25 protein-coding genes are annotated in these 25688 nt (G+C 65.9%); 15 read left to right on the top strand and 10 right to left on the bottom strand.

Annotated features, from left to right (window positions below):
* Positions 1-44 precede the first annotated feature (44 nt).
* From EF294_RS18685 to EF294_RS18675, 3 genes are read left to right on the top strand one after another with little or no spacing between them, the layout of a single operon-like run.
* Entirely contained in the window at positions 45-1808 is a 1764-nt protein-coding gene (locus EF294_RS18685; protein WP_123932452.1) for a class I adenylate-forming enzyme family protein, read from the top strand.
* A 3-nt stretch (positions 1809-1811) separates the two neighbouring features.
* Positions 1812-3053 carry an NAD(P)/FAD-dependent oxidoreductase gene (locus tag EF294_RS18680; protein ID WP_123932451.1) on the top strand — a complete coding sequence of 414 codons (1242 nt, stop codon included), beginning with the start codon at positions 1812-1814 and terminating at the stop codon, positions 3051-3053.
* A 16-nt stretch (positions 3054-3069) separates the two neighbouring features.
* Complete coding sequence (locus EF294_RS18675; RefSeq protein ID WP_123932450.1) at positions 3070-4704, top strand: class I adenylate-forming enzyme family protein; 1635 nt, start codon at positions 3070-3072, stop codon at positions 4702-4704.
* A gap of 22 nt (positions 4705-4726) precedes the next feature.
* Here the strand turns inward: EF294_RS18675 and EF294_RS18670 are convergent, their stop codons facing one another.
* From EF294_RS18670 to EF294_RS18650, 5 genes are all read right to left on the bottom strand, one after another.
* The gene (locus tag EF294_RS18670; RefSeq protein ID WP_094601187.1) at positions 4727-5311 is read right to left on the bottom strand and encodes a TetR/AcrR family transcriptional regulator; all 585 of its coding nucleotides are present in this window, start codon (positions 5309-5311) and stop codon (positions 4727-4729) included.
* Between the two features lie 103 nt (positions 5312-5414).
* Positions 5415-6563 carry a CoA transferase gene (locus EF294_RS18665; protein ID WP_123932449.1) on the bottom strand — a complete coding sequence of 383 codons (1149 nt, stop codon included), beginning with the start codon at positions 6561-6563 and terminating at the stop codon, positions 5415-5417.
* 1 nt (position 6564) lies between these two features.
* Positions 6565-7791, bottom strand: a complete 1227-nt coding sequence (locus EF294_RS18660; protein WP_123932448.1) for an acetyl-CoA C-acetyltransferase — start codon at positions 7789-7791, stop codon at positions 6565-6567.
* Between the two features lies 1 nt (position 7792).
* A complete protein-coding gene (gene fabG / locus EF294_RS18655; protein ID WP_123932447.1) occupies positions 7793-8539 on the bottom strand; it encodes a 3-oxoacyl-ACP reductase FabG in 747 nt (248 codons plus the stop codon).
* A 48-nt stretch (positions 8540-8587) separates the two neighbouring features.
* Positions 8588-9796: an acyl-CoA dehydrogenase family protein gene (locus EF294_RS18650; protein ID WP_123932446.1), complete on the bottom strand. Its 1209-nt coding sequence runs from the start codon at positions 9794-9796 to the stop codon at positions 8588-8590.
* A gap of 134 nt (positions 9797-9930) precedes the next feature.
* On the opposite strand from EF294_RS18650, the gene EF294_RS18645 reads away from it, so the two are divergent.
* Complete coding sequence (locus EF294_RS18645) at positions 9931-10605, top strand: GntR family transcriptional regulator (protein ID WP_123932445.1); 675 nt, start codon at positions 9931-9933, stop codon at positions 10603-10605.
* Between the two features lie 331 nt (positions 10606-10936).
* Here the strand turns inward: EF294_RS18645 and EF294_RS18635 are convergent, their stop codons facing one another.
* Positions 10937-12457, bottom strand: coding sequence for an MFS transporter (locus EF294_RS18635; RefSeq protein WP_123932444.1), 1521 nt, complete (start codon positions 12455-12457; stop codon positions 10937-10939).
* A 101-nt stretch (positions 12458-12558) separates the two neighbouring features.
* Here EF294_RS18635 and EF294_RS18630 point away from each other — a divergent pair, with 101 nt between their 5' ends.
* From EF294_RS18630 to EF294_RS18625, 3 genes are read left to right on the top strand one after another with little or no spacing between them, the layout of a single operon-like run.
* Complete coding sequence (locus tag EF294_RS18630) at positions 12559-13131, top strand: MarR family winged helix-turn-helix transcriptional regulator (RefSeq protein WP_185091153.1); 573 nt, start codon at positions 12559-12561, stop codon at positions 13129-13131.
* 9 nt (positions 13132-13140) lie between these two features.
* Positions 13141-13362 carry a hypothetical protein gene (locus EF294_RS22270; protein WP_246007954.1) on the top strand — a complete coding sequence of 74 codons (222 nt, stop codon included), beginning with the start codon at positions 13141-13143 and terminating at the stop codon, positions 13360-13362.
* On the top strand, positions 13359-13940 hold the full coding sequence (locus tag EF294_RS18625; RefSeq protein WP_342774369.1) for an SDR family oxidoreductase: 582 nt from the start codon (positions 13359-13361) through the stop codon (positions 13938-13940). The genes EF294_RS22270 and EF294_RS18625 overlap by 4 nt, the downstream gene beginning before the upstream one ends.
* Here EF294_RS18625 and EF294_RS18620 read toward each other — a convergent pair.
* Positions 13888-16332, bottom strand: coding sequence for a cytochrome P450/oxidoreductase (locus tag EF294_RS18620; protein ID WP_123932443.1), 2445 nt, complete (start codon positions 16330-16332; stop codon positions 13888-13890). The two genes, EF294_RS18625 and EF294_RS18620, sit on opposite strands and share 53 nt — an antisense overlap.
* A 217-nt stretch (positions 16333-16549) precedes the next feature.
* On the opposite strand from EF294_RS18620, the gene EF294_RS18615 reads away from it, so the two are divergent.
* The 6 genes from EF294_RS18615 (at position 16550) to EF294_RS18590 (ending at position 21470) form a co-directional block, all read left to right on the top strand.
* Positions 16550-17185 carry a TetR/AcrR family transcriptional regulator gene (locus EF294_RS18615; protein WP_123932442.1) on the top strand — a complete coding sequence of 212 codons (636 nt, stop codon included), beginning with the start codon at positions 16550-16552 and terminating at the stop codon, positions 17183-17185.
* Complete coding sequence (locus EF294_RS18610) at positions 17186-18052, top strand: sulfurtransferase (RefSeq protein WP_123932441.1); 867 nt, start codon at positions 17186-17188, stop codon at positions 18050-18052. It begins immediately after the preceding gene.
* Positions 18053-18214: 162 nt separating this feature from the next.
* Positions 18215-19225: a zinc-binding metallopeptidase family protein gene (locus tag EF294_RS18605; RefSeq protein WP_123932440.1), complete on the top strand. Its 1011-nt coding sequence runs from the start codon at positions 18215-18217 to the stop codon at positions 19223-19225.
* 372 nt (positions 19226-19597) lie between these two features.
* Positions 19598-20752: an LLM class flavin-dependent oxidoreductase gene (locus tag EF294_RS18600; protein WP_123932439.1), complete on the top strand. Its 1155-nt coding sequence runs from the start codon at positions 19598-19600 to the stop codon at positions 20750-20752.
* Positions 20749-20970, top strand: coding sequence for a hypothetical protein (locus EF294_RS18595; protein WP_246007952.1), 222 nt, complete (start codon positions 20749-20751; stop codon positions 20968-20970). The genes EF294_RS18600 and EF294_RS18595 overlap by 4 nt, the downstream gene beginning before the upstream one ends.
* The gene (locus tag EF294_RS18590) at positions 20967-21470 is read left to right on the top strand and encodes a flavin reductase family protein (protein WP_123932438.1); all 504 of its coding nucleotides are present in this window, start codon (positions 20967-20969) and stop codon (positions 21468-21470) included. The genes EF294_RS18595 and EF294_RS18590 overlap by 4 nt, the downstream gene beginning before the upstream one ends.
* A 20-nt stretch (positions 21471-21490) precedes the next feature.
* Here the strand turns inward: EF294_RS18590 and EF294_RS18585 are convergent, their stop codons facing one another.
* Positions 21491-21760: a hypothetical protein gene (locus EF294_RS18585; RefSeq protein ID WP_123932437.1), complete on the bottom strand. Its 270-nt coding sequence runs from the start codon at positions 21758-21760 to the stop codon at positions 21491-21493.
* A gap of 363 nt (positions 21761-22123) precedes the next feature.
* Between EF294_RS18585 and EF294_RS18580 the strand changes: the two genes are divergently transcribed.
* Positions 22124-23659 carry an APC family permease gene (locus EF294_RS18580; protein WP_123932436.1) on the top strand — a complete coding sequence of 512 codons (1536 nt, stop codon included), beginning with the start codon at positions 22124-22126 and terminating at the stop codon, positions 23657-23659.
* On the opposite strand, the gene EF294_RS18575 is transcribed toward EF294_RS18580, so the two are convergent.
* On the bottom strand, positions 23645-24790 hold the full coding sequence (locus EF294_RS18575) for a metallophosphoesterase (RefSeq protein WP_123932435.1): 1146 nt from the start codon (positions 24788-24790) through the stop codon (positions 23645-23647). The two genes, EF294_RS18580 and EF294_RS18575, sit on opposite strands and share 15 nt — an antisense overlap.
* Positions 24791-24936: 146 nt before the next feature.
* Between EF294_RS18575 and EF294_RS18570 the strand changes: the two genes are divergently transcribed.
* On the top strand, positions 24937-25416 hold the full coding sequence (locus EF294_RS18570; RefSeq protein ID WP_185091152.1) for a GAF domain-containing protein: 480 nt from the start codon (positions 24937-24939) through the stop codon (positions 25414-25416).
* Here the strand turns inward: EF294_RS18570 and EF294_RS21585 are convergent.
* Positions 25365-25526 carry a hypothetical protein gene (locus tag EF294_RS21585; protein WP_185091151.1) on the bottom strand — a complete coding sequence of 54 codons (162 nt, stop codon included), beginning with the start codon at positions 25524-25526 and terminating at the stop codon, positions 25365-25367. The two genes, EF294_RS18570 and EF294_RS21585, sit on opposite strands and share 52 nt — an antisense overlap.
* Positions 25527-25688: the final 162 nt, after the last annotated feature.

Raw genomic sequence — 25688 nt, 5'->3', positions numbered from 1 at the left:
TTTTCGAAGAGGAAGTCAAAAAGCGATCCGAAGAGGTGATGTCGATGGATGCGCCGGTCCGCCTTTCCGGCACCCGCGGTGCGGGCGTGCACGAACGCCGTCGCCGCATTCTGGACGATCATCCCGAGTGGCAACCACGCACGCTGAGCCGATGGCTCGATGACTGCGTGCAGCGATACGGTGACCGCCCGTTCATCCTCACCGATGAGATCACGTGGACCTATCGCGATGTGGCCGCACGGTCACGCGACCTGGCCGACGGGCTGCACATGCTTGGCGTGCGGCGTGGTGACCGGGTGGGCATGCTCATGGCCAACTATCCCGACTTCGTGGCGATCAAGTTCGCCATCGCCCGAACCGGCGCCACCGCAGTCCCATTCAACTATCTCTATCGTCGCGACGAACTCGCCTACGTGCTCGCACAGTCCGAGTGTTCGGTGCTCGTTACGATGACCTCCTTCGCGGGTCTGGACCAGTGCGCGATGCTCGATGACATCGTCCCGGGCTGGGACACCGAGGGATTCGCCGAGCGTGCGACCGACGCCGACGGCGTTCCCGCGCTGCGGCACGTGATCACCCTTGACACCGGTGGTCGCGCACCGGGTATGTCCACCGTCGAGTGGTTGGCCGAGGTCGGACGTCGGAATCCGGGTGTTGCCCGGGAGAATGCCGCGCCGCAGGATGTCGGTGACATCCTGTACACGTCCGGAACAACGGGATCACCCAAAGGGGTCATGGTCACCCACGATGCGGTCCTGCGCACGGGTTTCGCGTCGGCGTACACGCGCGCTTACGAGGACGGTCGTCGAATCCTGTTCTCGCTGCCGTGTTATCACATGTTCGGCTACGTGGAGGGGTTGCTCTCCGCCATGTACGTCGGCGGGTCGGTGGTGATGTATCCGTCGTTCTCCGCCGAACAGTATCTGGCCGGAGTGCAACGGCACCGTGCCACCGACCTGTTGTGCGTACCGACGATGGCCGTGGCGATGGTCGAACACCCCGATCGTGCCCTGTACGACCTGAGCAGTCTGACCGCGATTCTGTGTGGTTCGGCACCCGCGCCGATCTGGTTGTGGCACAAGGTGAGTGAAGAGTTCGGTGTGGACGAGATCGTCACCGGATATGGCATGACCGAATGTGGTGGTGCAATGACCCTGACTCTTCCCGAAGATCCCTTGACTTTGACGTCCGAGACCGCGGGAGCGCCGAAGATGGCCGGCCCGGCAGGAATGCCGCCAGACGGCAGGCTGACCGAATACGTTGCGCTCGACCCGCTCACCCACGAGGTGTTGCCCGCTGGAGAAGAAGGTGAACTGGCCTCCAGAGGACCCACGACGATGCTCGGCTATTGGCGCAAACCTGCCGAAACCGCGGCGTCGACGCACAACGGTCTGCTGCTTTCCGGTGATCTCGGAAGGGTGCGGCACAACGGCTACCTGGAGATCACCGGTCGAAGCAAGGAGCTCTACAAGAGTGGGGGTGAGCTGGTGATGCCCAGGGAAATAGAGGATCTGCTCGCCGCGCACGACGCCATTTCGCAGGTGTTCGCCGTGGGAGTTGTCGACGACCGGTGGGGAGAAATCGGCGTCGTGGTGATCGTGCGGACTCCCGGGTACGACATCACCGCAGAGGAAGTCGTGGACATCTGTCGCGAACACTTGGCTCGATTCAAGGTGCCCAAACGCGTCGTCTTCCTCGATCCCGAGGACCTCCCGAAAACGCCCACCGGGAAGGTTCAGAAGTTCCGGTTGGTGGGCCACGTGACCGAGAACGCCCGCACCGACAACGCGATACAGACGAGGAAGTAGACCATGACTGACAACCCACCCCGCCGACTCGTCGTGGTCGGAGCGTCGCTCGCCGGGCTCCGCGCCGTCGAAGCCGCGCGCAGACAGGGTTTCGAAGGAAGGATCACCCTGATCGGAGCCGAGGAACATCTGCCGTACGACCGTCCGCCGTTGTCCAAGGCGTATCTCGACGTCCTCGACGACGGCGATCCGCAGATCCCGTCTTTTCGTACCGAGGACACCTTTCGCGAGGAGTTGCGAGTGGAGCTGATGCTCGGGGCCGCGGCGACCGGCCTCGACACCGACGCTCGATGTGTGATCGTCGGCGAGACAACAGTTCCCTACGACATCCTGGTCATCGCGACCGGTGCGGGTGCGCGATCATTGCCCGGCACCGACGGCATTGACGGTGTACATGCGTTGCGGACACTCGATGACGCGAGGGCAGTGCGTGAAGCACTGGAATCCGGCGCACGCACGGTGGTGATCGGTGCCGGTTTCATCGGATCGGAGGTTGCGTCGAATGCCAACAAGCGAGGCCTCGAGGTGACCGTGATCGAAGCGATGCCGACGCCGCTCGTCCGGGCGATCGGGGCCGGCATGGGCACGGCCATCGCCGCATTGCATGAGCAGAATGGAACCGAACTGCTTTGCGGTGTGGGGGTATCGAAGATCCTCTCGGATGCCGGACGGGTCACCGGCGTGGAATTGGCCGACGGCCGTGTGCTGCCTGCGGACCTGGTGATCGTCGGCATCGGCAGTATCCCGGCGACGGAATGGCTGACCGGGAGCGCGGTTCGGCTCGACAACGGCGTGTTCTGCGACGAGTACCTTGCCACCGGAGTCCCCGGGGTGTTCGCTGCCGGCGACGTCGCCAATTGGTACAACGGTCTCTTCGACAGACATCAGCGACTCGAACATTGGACGAGCGCAGCCGAACAGGCAAGCGCAGCCATCCACAACGCCCTGCATCCGGAATCCCCGAAACCGTATGCGACAGTTCCATACTTCTGGTCGGACTGGTACGACAGCCGGATTCAGTTCGTCGGGGTGACCGATGCCGACGAGATCCGGCCGGTCGAGGGTGCACCGGGGGCCGATCGTCGATGGGTTGCCCTGTATCGCACCGGCGACCGGATCACCGGTGCGCTGGCGGTCAACGGGCAGAACGTCATCATGAAATACCGCATGTTGATCATGCGCGGAGCCTCCTGGGCCGAGGCGCTCGAATTGGCTGAGAAGCGCAAGGTCGCCGCCGGGCGATGAACCGAAGGACCGCAGCATGACCAGTACTGAGACTCCTGGATTGCGCAGTGAATCGCGTTGGGAGAAGGACACATCGATCGATCTCGACGAGTCGACGATCGGCGCGGTGCTGGTGCGCCGGGCACACGACCATCCGACCGTCGTGGCACTGATCGCCACCGCGCATGACGGGTCGGCCGTCCGCCTCACCTATTCGGAGTTGCTGGACGAATCGCGTCGGGTGGCCACACGGTTGCGCCAGCTCGTCGCCCCTGGCCAGATGATCGCGCTGTGGGCGCCGAACGTGGCCGAGTGGCCGATCATCCAGTACGGAGCGGCCCTGGCCGGCGTGGTGCTCGTCGCGGTCAATCCCGCGCTGCGGCCGCCTGAGTTGGAGTACGTGCTCCGGCATTCGGGGGCCACGGTGCTCATCCATGCCGATCGAGGACGTGATTACGACATGGCGGCGGTGGCCGAGGAGGTCGCCGCCACGGTGGGAGACGTTCGTACTGTGAGCCTGTCGGACCGAGACCGTTGGCGCGGAACGGATTCGGCGCCGGACGTCGAGGCCGAAAGCCGGATATCGCCCGACGACGTCGCGATGCTCCAGTACACCTCGGGAACCACGGGAAATCCCAAGGGTGTCTTACTCCGTCATCGGTCCCTGATCAATGTCGCGCGACTGACGATGCGTGAAGCACGGATGCCCGACCACTTGACGGCGGTCAATCCGCTGCCGATGTTCCATACCGCTGCATGCGTCATCGGCACGCTGGGGCCCTTGAGTGCGGCAGGAACGATGATCTTGGTCAAACAGTTCGCACCCGGACCGGTCATCGACGTGATGCGGTCGGAATCGGCAAACGTCCTGTTCTTCGTGCCCGCGGTGTTATCGGCGCTCGTCGAGTACGTGCGCAGTACCGGAGATGGCGCGCCAGAGTTGCGGGTCATGCTCGGTGGGGCGGCCACCATTGCCGCGACTCTCATCGAGTCCGCCGAGGCGACATTCGGTGGTCGCCTGGTGAACGTGTACGGGCAGACCGAACTCGCGCCGGTGCTCACGGCGACGAGGCCAGATGATTCACGTGAGGACAAACTGCGCACGGTCGGTCGTCCGCTACCCCAGGTCGAGTGCACGGTAGTGGACCCGGTGACCCGCGAAATCGTCCCGGTCGGTGTGGTCGGAGAGATTTGTGCCCGCGGATATCAGCAATTCGTCGCCTATCACGACGATCCGGAAGCGACCGCCCGTGCCGTCGACGGCGCAGGCTTCGTGCACACCGGTGATCTGGGTTCGATGGACAGCCGAGGATATCTGACGATCACCGGGCGACTCAAGGAACTCATCATCCGTGGCGGCGAGAACATCGCACCGGCCGAGGTCGAATCGAGGATTCTCGAGGTCGATGGGGTCGTCGAGGTGGCGGTCGTGGGCTTGCCCGATGCCCGTCTCGGCGAGACGGTCGCAGCTGTCCTGCGTTTGTGTGACACCTCCGTCGACCCTTCCGACGTGAGTCAGCAGGTTCATGCTCACCTGGTGACGTGTCTGACGCCTTTCAAGATCCCGGCGAGGTGGTTCATCGCCGATGCGCTACCGGTGACCCCCACCGGGAAGGTGCGCAAGTTCGCGATCGTCGAGGCGATTGCGAGCGGAGCGCTGGCGGAGATCTGAGGCGCGCCGCCAGAAAAAGGGGTCAGCGGGGGGAGAGGCTGGCCCGCACCATCGATTGTGCGGTGGCCACCACGGAGTCGACAGAGCCGCGGCGTGGGCGCCACCACTCAGCGGCCCAGTTCAGCGCGCCCAGGATCAGCATGCGTGCCACGAAGAGATCGAGATCCGCGCGGACCTCGCCCTCGTCGAACGCGTCCTTGATCAGGCGACGCCAGATGTCGCCGTACTTCTTCTCTTCCGAGCGTTGCCGGTCCCTGATGTGCTCGGGAATCTGGCCGGCATTGCGGATCGACGCCGTGGTGTAGTCGGACACCTCGAGCTCGTGCCGCAGATGGGCGTCGACCGCGATCATGATGCGGTCCATGGGGGTGTCCTCCGGAGTGGCCTGATCGAGCGCGGCCTGGAGATAGGCGCGCATCTCGGCCAGCCCGGACCACATGACCTCCTCGACGAGTTTCTCGCGGGAGTCGAAGTAGTAGTAGATGGCCGGCGCCTGCAACTCCGCGACTTTCGCCACGTCGGTCAGTCTGGTCCCCGCATACCCTTTCTCACTCAGTACGCGCGCCGCGGCATCGAGGATGCGTGCTCGCGTCCTCGCGGATTTCATTTCCCGATCGGGCTTCCGCGAGCGAGATTTTGATCCTGGGTTAAGCGTCACCACCTCACTATATCGACGGTGCGGTGCTGCGATGAGTCGGCCCGAGCCATCCTCACGCCTCAGGCGTATCCGCCCCCAATCGCGCCGCCGGCCCGGTGAAATAGTGTTCGCCATCGAACGATGCCGGATGCCCGGCCGCCAGGTATGTCCCGATGCCGGTCTGGGTGAGTTCGGCGAATAGCGGGTTGTCGGTGAGTGCTCCCGAGGCGACCACCTCGTCGAAGGTGCGGTAGCGCTGCGCGAGCACCGACGACCCGTTGAGCGCGGTGGCCGCCTCATCGGTGGAGTGTTCGGCGAACCACCTGCCGAACAACGCATTCAGCACGCTACGATGGATGTAACGGTCGGCCTCACGGGAGAAGTCCGCGTCGAGCGCCTGCTCGAGCGAAGCGATGACGGACTCGGTTCCGGTGATACGAACCAGATCCCGGAAATGCCGGGGCGTCAAAGCCACGAGCATGAATCGGTCGCCGTCGGCGGTGACGACGTCGGTGCCATAGGTGCCGTACACGTCATTGCCGGTCGCCGGGCGTGAGTATGCGTTGACCTGCGGTTCGGTCAGGTAGCCCAGGGTGCTGGCGATCGACAGTGCGGTGTCCTCCAACGGCAGACGGATCGACGCGCCCTGCCCGGTCCGCTCACGCCGGCGAACTGCGGAGGTGACGGCCAGAGCCGCATACAGACCGCAGATCACGTCCCACGCGGGTAGCACGTGATTGACAGGTCCGTTGTGGTCGACGGGGCCGGTGATGTTCGGGAATCCCACTCCTGCATTGACGGTGTAGTCGACGGCGGGCGAACCGTCGGAGCCGCCGAGCAACTCCAGGACAATGACGTCGGGGCGAAGTCCGCCCAGGGTGGCGTAGCTCATCCAGTCCCGACCACCGGCGTTGGTGACGAGAATGCCGCCGCCAGGACCGGATTCGGTGACCAGACGCTGAACCAGCCGCTGACCTTCGGCAGAGCGAAGGTTGGCGGTGACCGACTTCTTGCCCTTGTTGAGACCCGTCCAATAGATCGAGGTAGTGCCGTCGTCGGTGAGTGGCCAACGGTTCACGTCGGCGGCGCCGCCGATCGGATCGACCCGGATGACCTCTGCGCCCAGTTGTGAGAGGGTCAGCCCACAGAGTGGGGAGGCTACGAAGCTCGACACCTCGACCACCCGGACCCCGGCCAGGGGCCGGGGGTGTTCGGTCGGCATGTCAGAGGGCCTCGACGGTCGCGGCGAGACCCTGACCGCCGCCGATGCACATGGTGACCAGTCCGGTACCGCCACCTCGGCGGTGGAGTTCGTGGAGCAGGGTGGTGGTCATCCGAGCGCCGGTGGCTCCGATCGGGTGGCCCAGCGATATCCCGGAACCGTTGACGTTCAACCGATCCTGATCGTCCCACTTCCAACCGTCGAGCACACTGAGTACCGCTACGGCGAATGCCTCGTTGAGTTCGACGAGGTCGCACGTCTCCAGTAGTGCCGCGGCGGAGTCCAATCCGCCACGGGTGGCCAGCTTGTCGACCGCCGGTACCGGCCCGATGCCCATCCTCGACGGATCGCATCCCGCAGCAGCCCATCCGGTGAGGTAGCCGATCGGTTCGAGCCCGAGCTCATCGAGCTGGTCCTCGGCGACGATCAGGCAGGCGGCTGCGGCGTCGTTCTGCTGACTGGCGTTGCCGGCGGTCACGGTGCCGCCAGGCGTGACGGTGCGCAGCCGGGCCAACGATTCGGGAGTCGAGTCGGGCCGGATGCCCTCGTCTCGGGCGAAAACGATCGGGTCTTTTTTGCGTTGCGGCACGGTGATTTCGACGATCTCGTCGTCGAAACGGCCAGCTTCCCAGGCGGCGGCGGCACGCTGATGGCTGCGGGCGGCGTAGGCGTCCGCAGCCTCACGGGTGATGTTGTACTCGGCGGCGAGGTTCTCGGCGGTCTCGATCATCCCGGAGATCTCCCCGAAGCGCCATACCGGTTGGGAGCGTTCGCGTCCGCGGTCCAGGCGGTCATACATGGTGACATTGCCCGAGCGCGCGCCCCAGCGGTTCGTGGTCGAGTAGTACTCGATTCGGCTCATCGACTCGACCCCACCGGCCAGCACGGCGTCGGCGGCGCCGGTCTGCACCATCATCGCGGCGGTGACCAGAGCCTGCAGTCCACCACCACACCGGCGATCGAGTTGCATGCCGCCCACCGAGATGGGGAGGTCGGCGTGCAGCGCGATCCAACGTCCGACGCACGGAACCTCGGAATTGGCGTAGGACTGGGCGAAGACGACGTCGTCGATGCGTTCCGGGTCGATACCCGAGCGGGCGACGACGGCTTTGGCGACCGCGGCGCCGAGATCCTCGACGGGGACATCGCGCAACGCGCCACCGAAGGTGCCGACGGCGGTGCGCGAGGGTGCCACGATAGCCGCGCGGCGTAATCGGTTGCTGCTCATGTCACATGAACCGCCCGCCGGTGACCTCCATGACCGTGCCGGTCATGTAGGAGGACAGGTGACTCGCGAGAAACAGTGCGACCGTAGCGACCTCGCTGACCTCACCGGCCCGATTCATCGGGATCTCGGCCATCTTCTGATCCCACGCTTTCTGCGGCATCGCCTCGGTCATCGCCGAGCGGATGAGGCCCGGTTGGATCGCGTTGACTCGTACACCATGGTGTGCAAGCTCTTTCGCCGCAGCCTTGGTCATCCCGACGATCCCGGCCTTGGCTGCCGAATAGTTGGTCTGCCCGACCATGCCGACCTTTCCCGACAGGGAGGAGAGGTTGACGATGGCGCCGCTCTTGCGTTCGCGCATGATCGCCGCCGCCTTGCGGGTGCCGTTCCAGGTGCCCTTGAGGTGGACGTTGATGACCTGGTCGAATTGCTCTTCGGTCATATTGCGCATGGTGGCGTCCCGGGTGATGCCCGCGTTGTTGACCATCACGTCGACGGGTCCGAAATGTTGTGCAGCAGTTGCGAGCAGCGCGTCCACGTCGTCGCCGCGGGTCACGTCACACGCCACGCCGACGGCAACGCCGGCGTCGCCGAGTTCGGTGGCGGCCTTCTGCGCGGCCTCGGCGTTGATGTCGCCGATGACGACGTGGGCGCCTTCGTCGACGAATAGCTGTGCGATGGCGAAGCCGATACCCTGTGCGGCACCGGTGATCACGGCGGTCTGGTCCTTCAAGAGCGGTCCGGGCATGGGAATCCTGTCGTGTGAGTGTGCTGGGATGGTGTGGGGCGCGGCCGGCTACTTACTTGCAGCACGAATGAGGTTGCCGCCGATGATGAGTCGCTGGATCTCACTGGTGCCCTCGTAAAGCCGGAGCAGACGGACGTCGCGGTAGATCCGCTCCACCGGAACCTCGCGCATGTAACCGGTGCCGCCGTGGACCTGCACCGCGAGATCGGCGACCTTGCCGACCATCTCGGTGCAGTAGAGCTTGGCCACCGATGGTGCGGTCCGTCGGTCCTCGCCGGTGACGTATTTGAGCGCGGCGTCACGTACGAGTGCGCGCCCGGCCATCACTCCGGTCTGCTGGTCGGCGAGCATGGCCTGCACCAATTGAAAAGAGCCGATGGGCTTTCCGCCCTGGGTGGCAGTGGCCGCGTATTCGACCGACTCATCGAGGGCACGTTGTGCCTGCCCGACCGCGAGCGCAGCGATATGCACCCGACCTCGCGCGAGGGAGGTCAGCGCGGCGCGATATCCGGTCTCCTCGTCACCGCCGACGAGCGCCGAGGTGGGCACACGCACGCCGTCGAAGCTGACGTCGGAGGTCCACGCCCCCTCCTGGCCCATTTTCTTGTCCTTGACCCCGACCTCGACTCCGGGAGTATCGGCGGGAACCAGGAATACCGCGATCCCCGTGTTCTTGCCTTCTGCGGACTGTTCTGATTCAGCCCGCTCCCGGCGCTGGGTTCTGGCGAATACGACGAACAGGTCGGCGATCGGTGCGTTGGTGATGAAGCGCTTCTGCCCGTCGATCACCCACTGGTCGCCGTCGAGCGTCGCCTTGGTGCGCAGGCCGGCGGGATTCGATCCGGCGCCGGGCTCGGTGAGCGCGAAGGAGGCGACGACGTCACCGGAGGCGATGCGCTCGAGCCACTCCTTCTTCTGCTCGTCGGTCCCGAAGTTCACCAACACCTGCCCCGCGATGCCGTTGTTGGTTCCGAACATCGAGCGCAGAGCTAGCGTCGTGTAGCCGAACTCCATCGCCAGCTCGACGTCCTGGGTGAGATCGAGGCCGAGTCCACCCCATTCCTCGGGGATCGCGTACCCGAACAGGCCCATCTCGGCTGCTTGGGCGCGCAGGTCGTCGGGGATGGCGTCGGTCTCGGCGATCTCGTTCTCGCGTGGCACGACCTTGGTGCGGATGAAGTCGTGGACCACCGAGCGGATCTGCTCGAAGTCGTCGGCGCTGACGGCCGGGGTGTGCTGCTGTGCGGGTGAAGCCATGCGATCGAAATTATCAAATCGGGGAGGTTGTGCCAACTGTCCGACCTATATGTCCTGGCTATGGCTTGTATGGCGATTGGGCGATAGTCGAGTTTGATAATCTCTTCGCGTTGATGCGAGTCTAGGAGGCAGTGGTGGCACAGCCCGTGGGTGGTCGATCGGTCGAGGCGGCATCGTCGGTGCTCAAGCAGATTGCGGCCCAGGAGATCCGCCGTATGGTCTTCGCCGGCGAGATGCGGCCGGGAACCAAGGTCGATCAGGATGCGGTCGCCGAATCCCTTGGCATGAGCAAGCTGCCGGTGCGTGAAGCGCTGATCTCACTCAGCGGGGAGGGGATCATCGAGACGATTCCCCGGCGCGGCGCCTTCGTGGCCGACCTGTCCCGCGAGGACATTCGCGATCACTACTGGATGCTCGGCGTGATCTCCGGGCTGGCCGCCGAACGGGCCTCGGCAACGCTCTCCGATGCCGATATCGACGACTTGCGTGCTGTGGCGACCGAGATGGAGGAGGCGACCGATCTCCTCGAGATTGAGCGCCTCAACTTTCGCTTTCATCGGCTGATCAACCTCGGCACGCGCTCACGGCGTCTCATCGCCGAGCTCAAACTCCTCAGTGGGGCAATCCCGTCCGGCTTCTTCGACTCCCACCCGGACTCGGTCGCGTCGTCCTTGCGAGATCATCGCGAGATCGTCGATGCACTCGCCGGCCGCTCGCCAGGTATGGCGCGCACGCTGACCGAAGGCCACTTCCTCCGCGGAGGTCATCGTGCGGTGGCTCTCTTGGAGGAGCGCGGGTTCTGGAGGTGAGTAATCGTCCGCGGTCGGCGCGCTTGACGCGCGTCGCTCCGCGAGAGTGGCCGACGTCCGGGCGGAGCACGGCGGCGGCATGTCTTCCCCCGGAACCAAGGGTGCTGGTGTTGCGTGGGAGACCCTCGGCGAGAGTACTTACGCCTGGCTGGCCGAAGAATCGGTCCACCACCTCGATGGTGATCCGATGGTCGTGGGTGTCACGCCCTTCACAGCGGGCGCCGGCCAAGCGCGAGAAGGGAATCCGGTTGCGGCAGGCAGACAACGCGGTTCACCTGTTCGGCCCCGAGACCGGCGACCGGGCTGGTCTGACGGTGCGCCCGGCGAGGGGTCAGTGCGAGGTGGCCGGAGCTGCCGAGCCCGGTGCTGCCGAATCGGCGATCACCACGCCGGTAGGCGTCGGCTGGGGCCGTTGTTTGGGGATGCACAGGGTGATGGCCACGCCGACGAACGCTGCGACGGCGCCCACCAGGAAGCACCACTTGAATGTCGTGTGGGTGGGAATATCGTTGCCCGCCATACTGATCGTCGAGGTGGTGAGCAGTACCGCCATCACTGCCGAGGAGACGGTGGTGCCGATCGAGCGCATCAATCCGTTGAGGCCGACGGCCGCACCGGCCTCGGTCATAGGTACCGCGCCCATGATCAAGGTCGGCATCGCCGCGTAGCCGATTCCGACGCCCGACGCGGCGATGATCGACGCGATCATCAGCTGCCACGGTGAGCTCATCAGGAACATCGCGAGTAGGTAGCCCATACCGAGCACCGTCGCGCCGATGGCCAAGGTGTACTTGGCGCCGATCTTGTTGATCAACGTGCCCGAGATCGGTGCGAAGACCAGCATCATCAGTCCGCCGGGCGCCATCCACAGGCCGGCCTCGAGCATGGTCTGGCCGAGTCCCACTCCGGTGCGCACGTCCATCTCGAGCAGCATCGGGATGACGATCGACTGCGCCATCATGCCGAATCCGATGGCGACGGCGGCGATGTTGGTCAGTAGGACCGCCGGACGTGCGGTGGTCCGCAGGTCGACGAGCGGTTCGGGGGTTCGCAGCTGAGAGAAACCCCACGCGCCGAGCACGACGAGTCCGCCGATCAGCGTGCCGAGCGTGGTGCCCGACGTCCAACCCCAGTCGTTACCTTTGGACACGGCGATCAGTGCGGCCGACAAACCGATGGCCAAGCCGATCGCGCCGGCCAAGTCCAGCCGGCCACCGGCCGCGTCGGGTACGTGCGGGACGACCACAACGACCAGGGCGAGGACGGCCAACGACAGGATCGCCGACACCCAGAACAGACCGTGCCAGTTCCAGCTCTGCGCGATCCACGCCGAGAGCGGCAGGCCGATCGCGCCACCCACACCGAGCGTCGCGCTCATCGCCGCGATCGCCATCGAGGTGATCGCGGGTGGCGTGACCTCACGCATGAGGCTGATGCCGACGGGGATGAAGCCCATGGCCAGGCCCTGGATCGCGCGGCCGGCGATCATCGGGATGACCGAACTGCTCAGGGCGCACACGATGGAACCGCAGACGAGCAGCGCGGTGCTGCCCACCAGGACTCGCTGTTTGCCGAACATGTCGCCGAGGCGGCCGGCGATGGGCATTGCGATGGCGGCGGCCAGCAATGTCGCGGTGATCACCCACGACGCATTGGAATGGGAGGTGCCCAGCAAGGTGGGTAACTCGGGCTGGATCGGGATGACCAGCGTCTGCATCAAGGACGCGACGAGGCCACCGAAGCACAGTGCGATGACAGTGGTGATCGTGGCGCCATTGGACGACCCGTTGCGTGGAACGGACCTTCCTGCTCTCGGGCCTTCTGCTGACGGCGACGAAGTGGTGTCTGACACCGCACCTCCTAGGCTTTATGTAGCGTACATATGTACGGTACACATTCATGCCGCCCGCCTCGTGAGGGGCCTCGATCGGACATGCCGGGGGCTGCGGCAGAATGTCGGTGAGCGGGATGTCGAAAGAGGTCGTAGTGGGCGTATTCCACGGGGGTGAGCGCAACGGCACGTCACCTCCGGCGACCGCGACCTGCGACGGGGTCGACCACGCACCGTGGCCGTCGCCGCTCTACCGCGACATCGTCGAGGAACTCGATCGCTTTCGTCGACGCAAGAGCGAGCACCCCGCCGAGTCCGTACTCGAGCGCTCGGCGTTCGCGATCCTGCTCGTTCTCTCCGACGGCCGTGCACGGACCCTGCGGGAACTCGCCGACGAACTCGACCTCGAACAGTCCACGGTCAACCGGCAGGTGAACGCCGCGATCACACTCGGTTACCTCGAACGCTTTGACGTCGAGGGGTCGATGAGTAGGCTCATTCGCCCGACCAAGAGTGGACGTGCCGCATTCGCCCATGACGGCATGCTGCGGGTGAGTCGTCTCAAGCAGGTCTTCGCCGACCTCGATCCGGGTACCCCGGAGGTGCTGTTGCGCGAATTGCGCGCTTTCAACGAGGCATATGACCGTACGCTGCGGGCAGAACAACGGGGAGCGCGTTCGCGCGCCGACGGCTGAGGGGCGCGTGTGGGGACATACGCGGTGATCTGTTCGGCGTCGGGAATGGGTGCAGCGGTTGCTGATTCGTTGCCAATGGCCGAGCGTGTCGCGATCGGCATCGATCGAGACGAGCCGAGGTCCGGGACCGCGGCACGTGGGGCGGAACGCACCATCGTCGAGGTGAGCCTACTCGGGGTGACCGAACTACTCTTCGCCTTTCGTCTGCTACACCTTGCCGCCGGAGGGTGAAAGTGGTTGTCTTCAGCGTCAATTCGACAACAACGTTGCCGCTGGTCTTCGGGCCGCGCGGCGCCCGACTCGAGGACGGCGACACCGAGGGGCTGCAAGAATCCTGCACAGGCGGGGGTAAGGCGTTGTCGGGTCCCGCGGGCTACGCGGCGCCGAAGATCACGGTCACCCGGTGGTGTCGCGTCCACGGCACCGCCCCGAATGGGCGCCGGGAGGGCGTCACGGTCACTATCACCGCCCCCGGGCCTGTGATGACCCCGCTACCTCGGTCGTCACTGACCGGCGCGTCGTCGAAGAACGTCCGTTCGTTCCCGATTCCGTTGCGCGACTACGGAACACTGGGCCAGATCACGCAGTGGGTGATGCTGATGCTCTCGCCCTCCACCGATTTCATGGCGGGTTTGGTGATCGCCGTCGACGGTGGTATCGAGGCTCAGCTGCGTGCGCGGGATTGGCCTCGGGCCGTGCCGTGCACAGCTGTCCCGCGAGCTCGTCGCGAATGTGGGCGCCCGCCGGGTCGAGGCTCTATAGGTCGAGCACCAGCTTTGGCGAGAGCGATCGGGAGACGCAGGTCATGACCGTGTCGCCGCGTTCGCGTTCGGCACGTGACAGCACGGAGTCGCGGTGGTCGGGGGAGCCGCAGAGAACGTCAGCCTCACATGTACCGCAGATGCCTTCCATACACGACCCGATGACGTCGACGCCGGCCTCCTCGACCGCGGCGAAGATCGTCGTGTCCGGTTCGACCGTGACAGTCACCCCTGAAGCCGCGCACTCCACCTCGAAGGAGTCGAGTGCGCCCTCGGGTGCGTGACCGGTCGCGGCGACAAACCGTTCGAGATGCACGCTCCCGTCCGGCCATGCAGCGCACATCTCCTCGACGTCGTCCATCAGCGCGGCGGGTCCGCAGCAATAGACCAGGGTGTCGGTCCGCGGCTCGCCGAGTATTGCGTCGAGATCGAACCGCCCGCGGCGTTCGTCGCTGGCCCAGACCGTTACCCGATCGTCGGCGCCCAGTTCGTCGAGGAATGCCATGGAGTTCCGAGACCGACCGCAGTACAACAGGTTCCACTCGGCCCCGTCCGCCTGCGCCGCGCCGATCATAGCGCGAACCGGGGTGATACCGATGCCGCCGGCGATGAACAAATATCGCGGTGAGCCGACGAGCGGGAAGTGGTTGCGGGGACCCCTGACCTGCAGGTGCGAGCCCTCGAACAGCTTGTCGTGAACGAACTCGGATCCGCCGCGGCCGTTGCGCTCACGCAGAACCGCGACGGTCCATGACGAGCGGTCTGCAGGATCTCCGCAGAGGGAGTAGTGCTTCGACATCCCCGGACGCAGCAGAAGCTCGATGTGCGAGCCCGGACTCCAGGCGGGTAGCGAACCGCCGTCGGGATCGGTCAGGGTGAGCTCAACGACACCCTCAGCCGCGGTCCGCCGGCGCGCCACCCGCAGATCGAGCGTCCGCAATGCTGCACCACGGTTTCCGTGAGATGGTCGTGCAGGCACGTGGGCCGAACTGCTTGCTGCAGAGTCGTTGTCACCGGCCTCGCGTAGATGTGTGCGGTAGGGGCCCGGCTCGGGCCGCCGACCGCCGATCGGGGTAAGGCGCACCATCATCGAGCTGTAACCCCGCACGAAGTTCGACTGCACGCGCTCCGGCTCCGCAAGAACCTCGACGTCGTCGAATCGGGTCAGCAGTTCCTCCCACAGAATGCGCAACTGCAACTCCGCCAGCCGGCTCCCCATGCAGCGGTGCGTGCCGATCCCGAAGGCCAGGTGGTGGCGGGCATTGCGGCGGTCGATCACGAAGCTGTCCGGGTCGTCGAAGGTGCGCTCGTCCCGGTTGGCCGAGGCGTACCACATCACCACCTTGTCGCCCTGACGGATGAACTGGCCGTTCAACACGGTGTCACGTGTGGCGACCCGACGCATGTAGGCCAGCGGGGTCTGCCATCGAAGGATCTCGTGGACCAGCTTGGGCACGAGCCCAGGGTTGGTGCGGAGGCGGTCGAACTGATCTGGGAACTGGTTGAGCGCGAGCACACCGCCGGTCATCGAGTTGCGTGTGGTGTCGTTACCGCCCACGACCAGTAACACGAGGTTGCCGAGGAACTCCATCGGGCGGTTGATCAGATCGTTGGTGTCGTCGGAGAGCTGCATGAGGGTGATCAGGTCGTACCCGGGCTTCTCTCCGGCCGCCAGACGAGCCGCTTTGTCGTGCCATAGTGCGCTGAAGCTCCGTGCCATGTCGGCGGCGCCCCGATAGATCTCATCGGTGTTGTTGACCCCGCCGGTGGCCGACGCACTGGTGGCCACCAAGTCGGTCCACTGCACCAGCTTGCGTCGGTCCTCGTACGGGAAGTCCAGCAGCGTGGCCAGCATCCGTGAGGTCAGTTCCACACTGACCCCCTCGACCCAGTCGAACGGCTCACCCACCGGCAGCGCGTCTAGGACATCTCGAACCCGCGAACGGATCAGGCCCTCCATCTCCTCCAGATTCCGCGGAGCGACAACGCCCTGAACCGCGGCGCGTTGCTGGTCGTGGCGCGGCGGGTCCATCGCGATGAACATCTCGATATCGAGTCCTTCGGGTGGCGCGCCGAGAACGATCTGGGGTTCGGCGGAGAAGGTCTGAAAGTCCTTGTCGACGGTGACGATGTCGTCGTAGCGGGTCACCGACCAGAATGGGCCGAAAGCGCTGTCAGCCCGAAAGTGCACGGGCGCTTCGTCTCGCAGCCTCTTGAAGTAGGGCTGCCAGTGTCCTTGACGCCACAAGAATGGATTGCTGACGTCGATCTCGGTGAGATCCAGGTCCGCAACGTCGGGGATCTCCGACGCCTCGAAACGTGGCTGGCCATCGTCGACCATCAGCCTCTTGGCGCGCTGGAACAGATGCAGACCCTGGATTTGGCGTTCCATCGGCACCACGACCTGGGCTTTGTTGATGAGTCGATCGACAACGCGCATGACAACCATCGCTTTCGCTGGGTTCCGGGGTTCTTAGACAATAGCAGAGTAATTGTCTGCATCGGAGACAAACTGACACAATTTGTCTTGACGTCGGATCGAGTGTGGGCTCGGCCATGGACGGGGACCGGTGGGGCCGCCGCTCGGAATTCGTACCGGCCCGTGACCCCTCGACTCTGGCGATCGGCCCGCTGGCCGGCTCGGTAATCTCGTCGAGGTGAACACCCGGCAGACCTATGCGGAGGCGAGTAGGGCACTCTTGCGCACAACTCTGCTCGACGGTCTGCGGGATCTGCTGGTCGAAAAGGACTGGCCATCGATCACGATGGCCGACGTCGCCCGGAAATCGGGCGTCGGACGGCAAACGGTGTACAACGAGTTCGGTTCCCGCCACGGTCTGGCGCAGGCGTACGCGATGCGCCTGGCCACGGAATTCGCCGGCATCGTCGCATCGACCGTCGCCGAGCGCCCGAACGATATCCGCGGCGCGCTGCACGATGCGTTCGCCGCCTTCTTTGCCGTGGCCGCAGCCGACCCGCTCATCACCTCGCTCCAGCGCGGTGAGGCCAAGCCGGATCTACTGAGGCTGATCACCACCGATGCCGCGCCGCTGATCACGACCGCGAGCGCTAGTCTCACCGGCATGCTCACCACCTCGTGGCTCGGGCTCGCCGACGACGACGCGGTGTGCATCGCGCGGGCGATCACGCGCATGGCACTGAGCTACGTGGCGATGCCACCCGAGAGCGACCGCGATGTCGCCGCCGACCTCGCTGCGGTCATGGCCCCTGCGGTCATCGCTGCCCGCGGCGGTGACTCGGGGGCGGCTGTCACCCTGCCGACCGAGGAGTGAATGTTCATGGCGCAGAACCTGATCGACGTCGACTCGCTGACCGAGGAGATGCTCTCGGCCCATCCGCCGGTGATCCTCGACGTCCGCTGGGCGCTGGGGCGGACCGATGGGCGTGACCGGTATCGGCAGGGTCACCTCCCCGGCGCCGTCTACGTCGATCTCGATTCCGAACTGGCCGACCCGCCGTCGGCCGAACTAGGGCGCCACCCGCTGCCGTCCTCGGATCGCCTGCAGGAGGCCGCCCGACGCTGGGGTGTGGACGACTCGTCGTCGGTGGTGGTCTACGACGACATCGGCAACCTGGCGGCAGCCCGCGCGTGGTGGTTGCTGACCTGGGCCGGACACGCCGAGGTCAGAATGCTCGACGGTGGGCTCGACGCCTGGCGCTCGGCCGGGATGCGTGTCTCCGCCGGCGACACCGCCGCGCGGCCGGGCACCGTCAGCCTGACCGGCGGCGGTCTCCCACAGGTATCGCTGGACGAGGTGGCGCGATTGTCCTCGGAGATCCGGGACGGCCGCGATGACGTGGTCATCCTCGATGCCCGCGCCGTCGAACGGTATCGCGGGGAGACCGAACCGATGGATTCCCGCGCCGGACATGTGCCCGGCGCCGTCAGTGTCCCGACGGTCGGGAATCTCGCCGACGACGGGCGGTTCCTCTCGCCGGAGCAATTGCGGGAACGGTTCACCGAGGCCGGGGTCACCGAGAATGCGCAGGTCATTGCGTACTGCGGATCGGGAATCAACGCCGCGCACGAGCTCGCGGCGCTGGCCATCGCCGGGTTCTCGGGCACCTTGTTCCCGGGGTCGTGGTCACAGTGGTCGGCCGACGCGCGGTTGCCTGCGGCGGTGGGCCCCACCCCGTAGTGTGATGTCAGGCACTCACATGTGCACATTCGGCCATGTGTTCCGACAGAAAGATCGATGGGCCAGGTCCGCGTCGAGCATGTGCGGGGGCCGTTCCGGGCCAATCTGAGATCCACGCGACCCCGCGATACCCGAGCTCGACTTCACCCAAGGAGTGCAACGTTGCGCGATTTCCACTGCCGTAAGTGTGGCCAGCAGCTGATTTTCGAGAACTCGCTGTGTCTGAACTGCGCGAGCTCGCTGGGCTTCCATCTGCCCTCTCGAACCATCCAGGTCCTCGACGACAAGGCGCAAGCCCAGGTCGACGACACGTTGATCGGTCGCTGCGCCAACAGCGGCGTCGCGGCGTGCAATTGGCTTGTCGAGATCGGTGAGGGGTTGCCCGCTCTGTGTGAGTCGTGCCGGCTCACCCGCACCCGTCCCGACGACTCCGACAACGACGCCATGGCCGCCTTCGCCGAGGCCGAACTCGCCAAGCGCCGCGTCATCGTCGAACTCGACGAACTCCATCTGCCGATCTTCGGCAAGGACGAGGACCCGGAGATCGGCCTGGCCTTCGACCTGCTCTCCAGTGCCACCCAACAGGTCATCACCGGTCACGCCAACGGTGTGGTCACCCTCGACCTCGCCGAGGGCGACGACGTCCACCGCGAACAGCTGCGGGTGTCGATGGACGAGCCCTACCGCACCCTCATCGGCCACTTCCGACACGAAATCGGCCACTTCTATCAGATGGTGCTCGTCGGTGACGGCCCCAATCGCGGGCGCTACGAGGAACTGTTCGGTGATCCCGACGAGGACTATCAGGCCGCCCTCGATCGCCACTACGGCGACGGGCCGCCGGAGAACTGGAAGGACGACTACGTCTCGTCCTACGCCACCATGCATCCGGCCGAGGACTGGGCCGAGACCTTCGCCCACTATCTGCACATCCGCGACACCCTCGACACGGCCGCGGCGTTCGCCCTGGCCCCGGCCGGCGCCACCCTCGATGCCGACCTCCCCGGTCAGGTGGGATTCGATCGCATCATCGAATGGTGGCTGCCGCTGACCTGGGCGCTCAACCAGATCAACCGCTCGATGGGCCATCAGGACCTCTATCCCTTCGTACTTCCGCCGAAGGTCCTGGAGAAAATGGAGTTCATCCACGAACTGATCACTTCCGACGACTGAGCGGGCCGACCTCCGGTGATCCTCCCCGGTGGTCGAGGAGCCTCGTGCGGGTGCAGCGAGCACGAAGCGTCTCGAGACCTCGGCAAGCCGACGCTGGAACCCGAAACCGTCACCGGTGCACAAGGTCCCGAGGCTCCGTCGCCAGCGCTCCGGCGCACCTCGACCTCCGCGAAGGGCACGTGGGAGGTCGATCGGGTGCGTGCTTCGACCACCTGGGAGGGTCGGGCCGAGTGGGGCTTATTGTCCGGTGGTCCGGACGGGGGCCGCGGGGATTGACTCGCCGCGCGGAAAACCCTTGGGTGAGCCGAGCGAGTCGGATGAAATGGTCTGGTTGTGCACGGTATCCCCGAGTCGAAAGTGGATCGATCAGGCGTGAAGTTTCATTGGTTTCTCCCCACCAACGGCGGCGACGGCCGGACGGTGGTCGGCGGCGGCCACGGGGTGGCGGCGCAGGCCTCGTCACGTCCGGCGTCGGTGCCCTACCTCGGACAGATCGCGCGTAGTGCCGAACAACTCGGCTTCTCCGCGGCGCTCACCCCGACCGGGGCATGGTGCGAGGACGCATGGGTGTCGACGGCCATGCTCAGCAGCGTCTCCGAGCGGCTGAAGTTCCTGGTGGCCTTCCGGCCCGGTGTCACCGCTCCGTTCCTCTCCGCGCAGATGGCCGGGACCTTCCAGAATCTGTCCGGCGGACGCCTGCTGCTGAATGTGGTGACCGGTGGTGAGGATGCCGAGCAGGCCATGTTCGGTGACTTCAGCACCAAGGAGGAGCGCTACGCCCGCGCCGACGAGTTCCTCGAGATCGTCCGTCGCCTGTGGACCGGGGAGACGCTGACCTTCGAGGGCAAGTACCTCTCGGTGGAGAACGCGACCCTGCACCAGATCCCGGACCCGCTTCCCGAGATCTACTTTGGTGGCTCGTCGGCGGCCGGAATCGCCGTGGCCGCCAGGCACGCCGACGTCTACCTCACCTGGGGTGAACCGCCCGAGGCGGTGGCCGAGAAGGTCGCGCGCGTTCGTTCCGCGGCCGCCGAGCAGGGGCGGGAACTGACCTACGGCATCCGGTTGCACACCATCGCCCGCGCGACCTCGGAAGAGGCGTGGGCCGAGGCGGATCGGTTGCTGGAGAACATCTCCGCCGAGGACATCGCCCGCATCCAGTCCGGCCTGAAGCGCTCGGCGTCGGAAGGTCAGCAGCGGATGCTCGCACTCAACAAGGGTTCCAAGGACGGCCTGGAGATCTACCCGAATCTGTGGGCCGGTATCGGGCTGGTGCGCGGTGGGGCGGGGACCGCGATGGTCGGTTCCTACACCGAGATCGCCGACCTCATCGAGGCCTACCGCGACGTGGGCATCGACGAGTTCGTATTGTCGGGGTATCCGCACCTCGAAGAGGCGTACTGGTTCGGCGAGGGCGTGCTGCCGGAGCTGACCCGTCGTGGACTGTGGGAACATCCGGCGCCCCCGCGCGTCACTCGCGCCGCAGTGCCCTTCGGTGCGCCTGTCGCAGCGGTGTCGGCCTCGTGACCGTCGGCCCCGTGATCACCGCCGTCGTCGTCGGGAATCCCACGCCTGCCAGTCGAACCCAACTCACCGTGCGGCCGGTGTTGACCGAGATCGGCGGGACCATCCCCGGTCGCGGGCTCTACGTCGTCGATTCCCGCCATGACGATCCGGAGGCGTACGCCGACTGGTTGGCGGCGACCGCGCCGGTCGTATCCCGATTGACGGAGGTGCACGCGTGAGCGGGTTCCGAACCAACCAGGACCTCGACGCCACGCGACTTCGCAAGGCGTTCGGGATCTTTCCCACCGGCGTCGTCGCGGTGGCCGCGGAGGTCGACGGAGCGGTGATCGGCCTGGCCGCAAGCTCGTTCACCAGCGTCAGCCTCGATCCGCCGCTGGTGTCGGTGTCGATCGCGAACACCTCGAAGACCTGGCCGGATCTGCGTCGCGCCGATCATCTCGGCGTCACCGTGCTCGCCGACCATCAGGACGTCCTCTGCCGGCAGCTCGCCGGTCCGGTGGCCCAGCGATTCGACGGCGTGCTCCTCAACGCGTCCGATGAGGGGGCCGTCACCCTCGATGACGGTCTCGCACAATTCGATTGCACCGTGTACCGCGAGGTCGAGGCCGGTGACCACATCATCGTCCTGCTCGAGTTGCACGGCGTCGACCACCCCGAGACCGGCAGCCCGCTCATCTTTCACCGCAGCGGATTCGGTCGGCTCGCCACCACCGCGTGACGAAAGCCGCCGTAGATCCGTCACTGCCGTTGTGGTGAGCCGCATTCTGTCGGCCAACCCCACGTGAGAAACTCTGGCTTCCAGAGCAATGCATGGCCGACGACCGCCGCGCTGTCGAACGGCTCGGGACGCGGCAGCGCACCGAGGTGCAGCAGCCCCGCCGTGGCGGTGTTGATGGCGCCCCAGGCGATCGGCGCCGTGGCGCCCAGCCAGTAGCCGGGCCGAAGCACACCGGCGCGCAATCGTCGAGCCGTCAGTGCCGGTGCCGCGGTCAGTACCGTCTCGGTCATTCCGATGAGGACGAATAACCAACGGCCGTAGGCGAAGTGGTCCTCGGAGAATCTGTCCGCAGTCTGCCCGACGGTGCTCAGTAGAGCGTCGCCACCCAGACCCCTCTAGGTGCTGACCCCGGCGTGAACGAGACCGCGGATAGCGGCGATACCCAGAGCGGCGGACGCGCGTGCTGTCAGGCACTCATCCTCGTCCGAAGCCCACCGCGACAGATCCGGTCGGACCCCCCGATTGCACCCCAAAGTTGTTGTCGGGGTCAACGCCGAGTGCGTGAGTCGGGCACGGCAAAACTTCAGTGGCGCGCTACGTCGCCCACGGCGTGTTCGGTGACGCCAACCACGGCGGCGGGTTACCGTCGAGCGATGACCGAGAGACCGTCGACCGAGAGACCAGGGACGCAAAGCCGGGGGATCTTCCGGAAGAAGTCGGTCGATACCGTCATCCACCAAAACGACGAGGGGCATCAGCTCGAGGGCGGGCGACTCAAGCAGGCGCTGCGGACCCGTGACCTCATCGGGTTCGGCGTCGGAATGGTCATCGGTACCGGCATCTTCACCCTCACCGGCGTGCAGGCCAAGAACAACGCCGGTCCCGCGATCATGATCTCGTTCGTCGTGGCCGGTGTGATCGCGCTGTTCGCCGCATTCTGTTACGCCGAGCTGGCTTCGGCGGTGCCGACCGCGGGATCGTCCTACACCTACGCTTACACCACGCTCGGCGAGATCATCGCCTGGATCATCGGCTGGGACCTCATCCTGGAGTTCGCCCTCGGCGCGGCGGTGGTCTCGCGCGGTTGGTCCGGATATCTGCAGGATGTGTTCAATCTGCCGACGACCTTCTTCGGCGAGAGCTCGACGGTCAACCTGGGAGCGGTGGCGATCGCCCTGGTGCTCGGCGTGGTCGCCACCATCGGCATCAAGGAATCCGGTTGGCTCACCAACGCTCTGGTGTATCTCAAGGTGAGCATCTGCGTGTTCATCATCATCGCCGGGTTGTTCTTCATCAAGGCCGCCAACTACACCCCGTTCATTCCGCCTGCGCAGCCGACCGGCGGCGACGGCGGGTTGAGACAACCGTTGTGGCAGTGGGCCACCGGCGTCGAGGCGACGGCGTTCGGTGTGGCCGGGGTGTTGTTCGCCTCGGCGGTCGTATTCTTCTCCTACAGCGGGTTCGAGATCGTCGCGAATCTCGGGGAGGAGACCAAGAATCCGGCCCGCGCCATGACCCGTGGACTACTCGGCACCCTGCTCATCTGCACGGTGCTCTACGTGGGTGTGTGTTTCGTCGTGGTCGGCATGGTGCACTACACCGACCTCAGTGAGGGCGCGCCACTCTCGGATGCGTTCAATCAGGTGGGCTTGAGCTGGGCGGGCGTGCTCGTCGGTATCGCCGCGGTTGCCGGCCTGACGTCGGTGATCCTCGTCGATATCGTCGGTATGTCGCGGATCGGGTTCGCGCTCGCCCGCGACGGTCTGGTGCCGCATTCGGCGGGCAAGATTCACCCGAAATGGCAGACGCCATACCGCATCACGATGCTGACCACCGCGGTCGTCGTGCTCCTCGGTGCCTTCGTCCCATTGTCCGCGCTTGCCGAGATGGTCTCCATCGGTACCCTTTTCGCATTCCTTGTCGTCTCCATCGCCGTCCCCGTCCTGCGTCGAACCCAGCCGGAGATGAAGCGTCCGTTCCGGGTTCCGTGGTCGCCGGTGCTGCCGATCATCTCGGCGATCTGCTGCGCGGGGCTGATGGTGAACCTTGCGATCGAGACCTGGATACGGTTCGTGGTCTGGCTGGTGATCGGTTTGGGCATCTACTTCTTCTACGGCCGCACGCATTCCAACCTGGCTCGTGCGAACCGGGATTGGTCAATCACGGCCGAGGAGTCACCCGCGTCGTAGCGTGAGGATCGCCACCTCGGGTGGCGCACCGACCCGCACCGGTGGGCCCCAGGCGCCGGCGCCGCGCGTCGTGTACAGCGTCGTCTCGCCGACCCGGTCGAGGCCCTCGACCGATGGCTGCTGCAGCGGCACCAGATAGCGGATGGGCCAGATCTGACCGCCGTGAGTGTGACCCGAGAGTTGCAGATCCACACCGAGATCCGAGGCCCGAAGTGCCTGCCGGGGTTCGTGGGCGAGCAGCAGGCGAAAGCGTTGCGGGTCACTGCCGGCCAGCACGCCCGCCAGGTCGGGCCGGTACGGTTCGGGCGCGCTGTGGTCGTGGATGCCGACCACGTCGATCGTCGCCCCGCCGCGGCTGACGGCGACGCGCTGGTTGCGCAGCGTGGTCACGCCCACCCGCTCCCACTCGTCGAGCCATCGACCGCCGTCGTCGCTGTAGAACTCGTGATTGCCGCTGACCCCGAACACCCCGAGCGGTGCGCGTAGCGCGGTCAACGGCGCGAGATCGCCGAAGAGTTCGGCGACCGTGCCGTCGGTCAGGTCACCGGCGATCGCGATCAGGTCTGGCCGCTGCGCGTTGACCAGGTCGACGACGCGCCGGGTGAAATCGGCGTCGCGGGCCGGTCCGACGTGCAGATCGGAGATGAGCGCCACCCGCGTGCCGTCGAAGGATTCGGGCAGGTCGGCGAGCCGGATCTCGGTGTGGGTGACCCGCGGATCGGCCGCCTCGACCACCCCGTACGCGGTGAGTGCGACGGCCGTGACGGCCACGGCCCCGGTCGCCGCGCGGACCGCCTGCAGGCGTCGTCGGCGTCTCGGCCCGGCGAGCTCGTTCGGTGACCGCCGGAGGACCAGCCGCCAGATGAACGCGCCGATACCGACCACCGCCAACCCGAGCACCAGGTACAACACCGTCGCCAGCCAGGTCAGCCCGAGCCAGGCCAGGGGACGAAACGTTGAGGGATTCAGTCCGCGCCCGGTGGCGATACCGACGACGGCCAACGCCCAGAACGCGACGAGCAGGGCGTCGGCGATCACCGACCAGGGGCGCGGCAGGGCTGTGGCCCGCACGAGGCGACGATGCAGCCAGAAGGTGATGAGCGCGAGGAATGCGGCGAAGAGGACAATCATGGCAAGTTGCCGCGAACACTACCGCAGAACGGGCCCGAAGTGCTCATCCGTTCCCGCACGCTCAGTTCGGATCGCGGGTGATCTTATGCCCGGCATCCGGGTACAACATCACCCGGAACCATCCGGGCGGAGTCCATGATGGAGTGATGAGCTTCGACATCGCGACCGCACAGACCGGCACCTACTCCGAGCTCGCCGAGGCCGCGGCGGGCCTCGTTGCCGGCGAGCACGACCGCATCGCCAACGCGGCCAACATCTCCGCGCTGGTGTATCACTCACTGCCCCAGCTGAACTGGGTCGGCTTCTACTTCTTCGACGGCACCGAGCTGGTCGTCGGGCCGTTCCAGGGCAAGCCCGCTTGCGTGCGTATCGGTCTCGACCGCGGGGTGTGCGGCGCAGCGGCACGCACCCGCACGACGCAGCGCGTCGCCGATGTCCATGCGGTTCCCGACCACATCGCCTGCGACGCGCAGAGCCGCTCGGAACTCGTCGTGCCCCTCGTCGGCGCCGACGACGAGTTGATCGGCGTCTTCGACCTCGACAGCCCGGTGCCGGAGCGCTTCACCGCCGACGATCAGCGCGGACTGGAGGCCATCGCGGCGGTCTTCGTCGACTCGCTGCGGTGATCGCCGCGCACCGGCGTCGCCATCACCGCCGACCACCAGCTCGACAGTGGGGACGGGTCGGGCCACACCACGTCGGTGCGGGTGGGCGCATCGTGTTCACGGTCGGTCATGCTGTCCTCCTTGTCTTTTCGCCGTGAGACGATCGACGAAGACTATTAGCACTCTTTTGCTTCGAGTGCTAGACGAGTGCGTTCGGCGGGGTTATAGTGGGACTCGTACAGCGTGAGAGCTGCCTGTCAAAGGGTGGCAGGCAGCCTGGTCTTCAGGAGGTG

It is taken from the genome of Gordonia oryzae (assembly GCF_003797185.1).
GTDB lineage: Bacteria > Actinomycetota > Actinomycetes > Mycobacteriales > Mycobacteriaceae > Gordonia > Gordonia oryzae.
The sequence above is the reverse complement of the archived record's forward strand: the minus strand, read 5'-3'. Positions and strand labels throughout refer to the sequence as shown.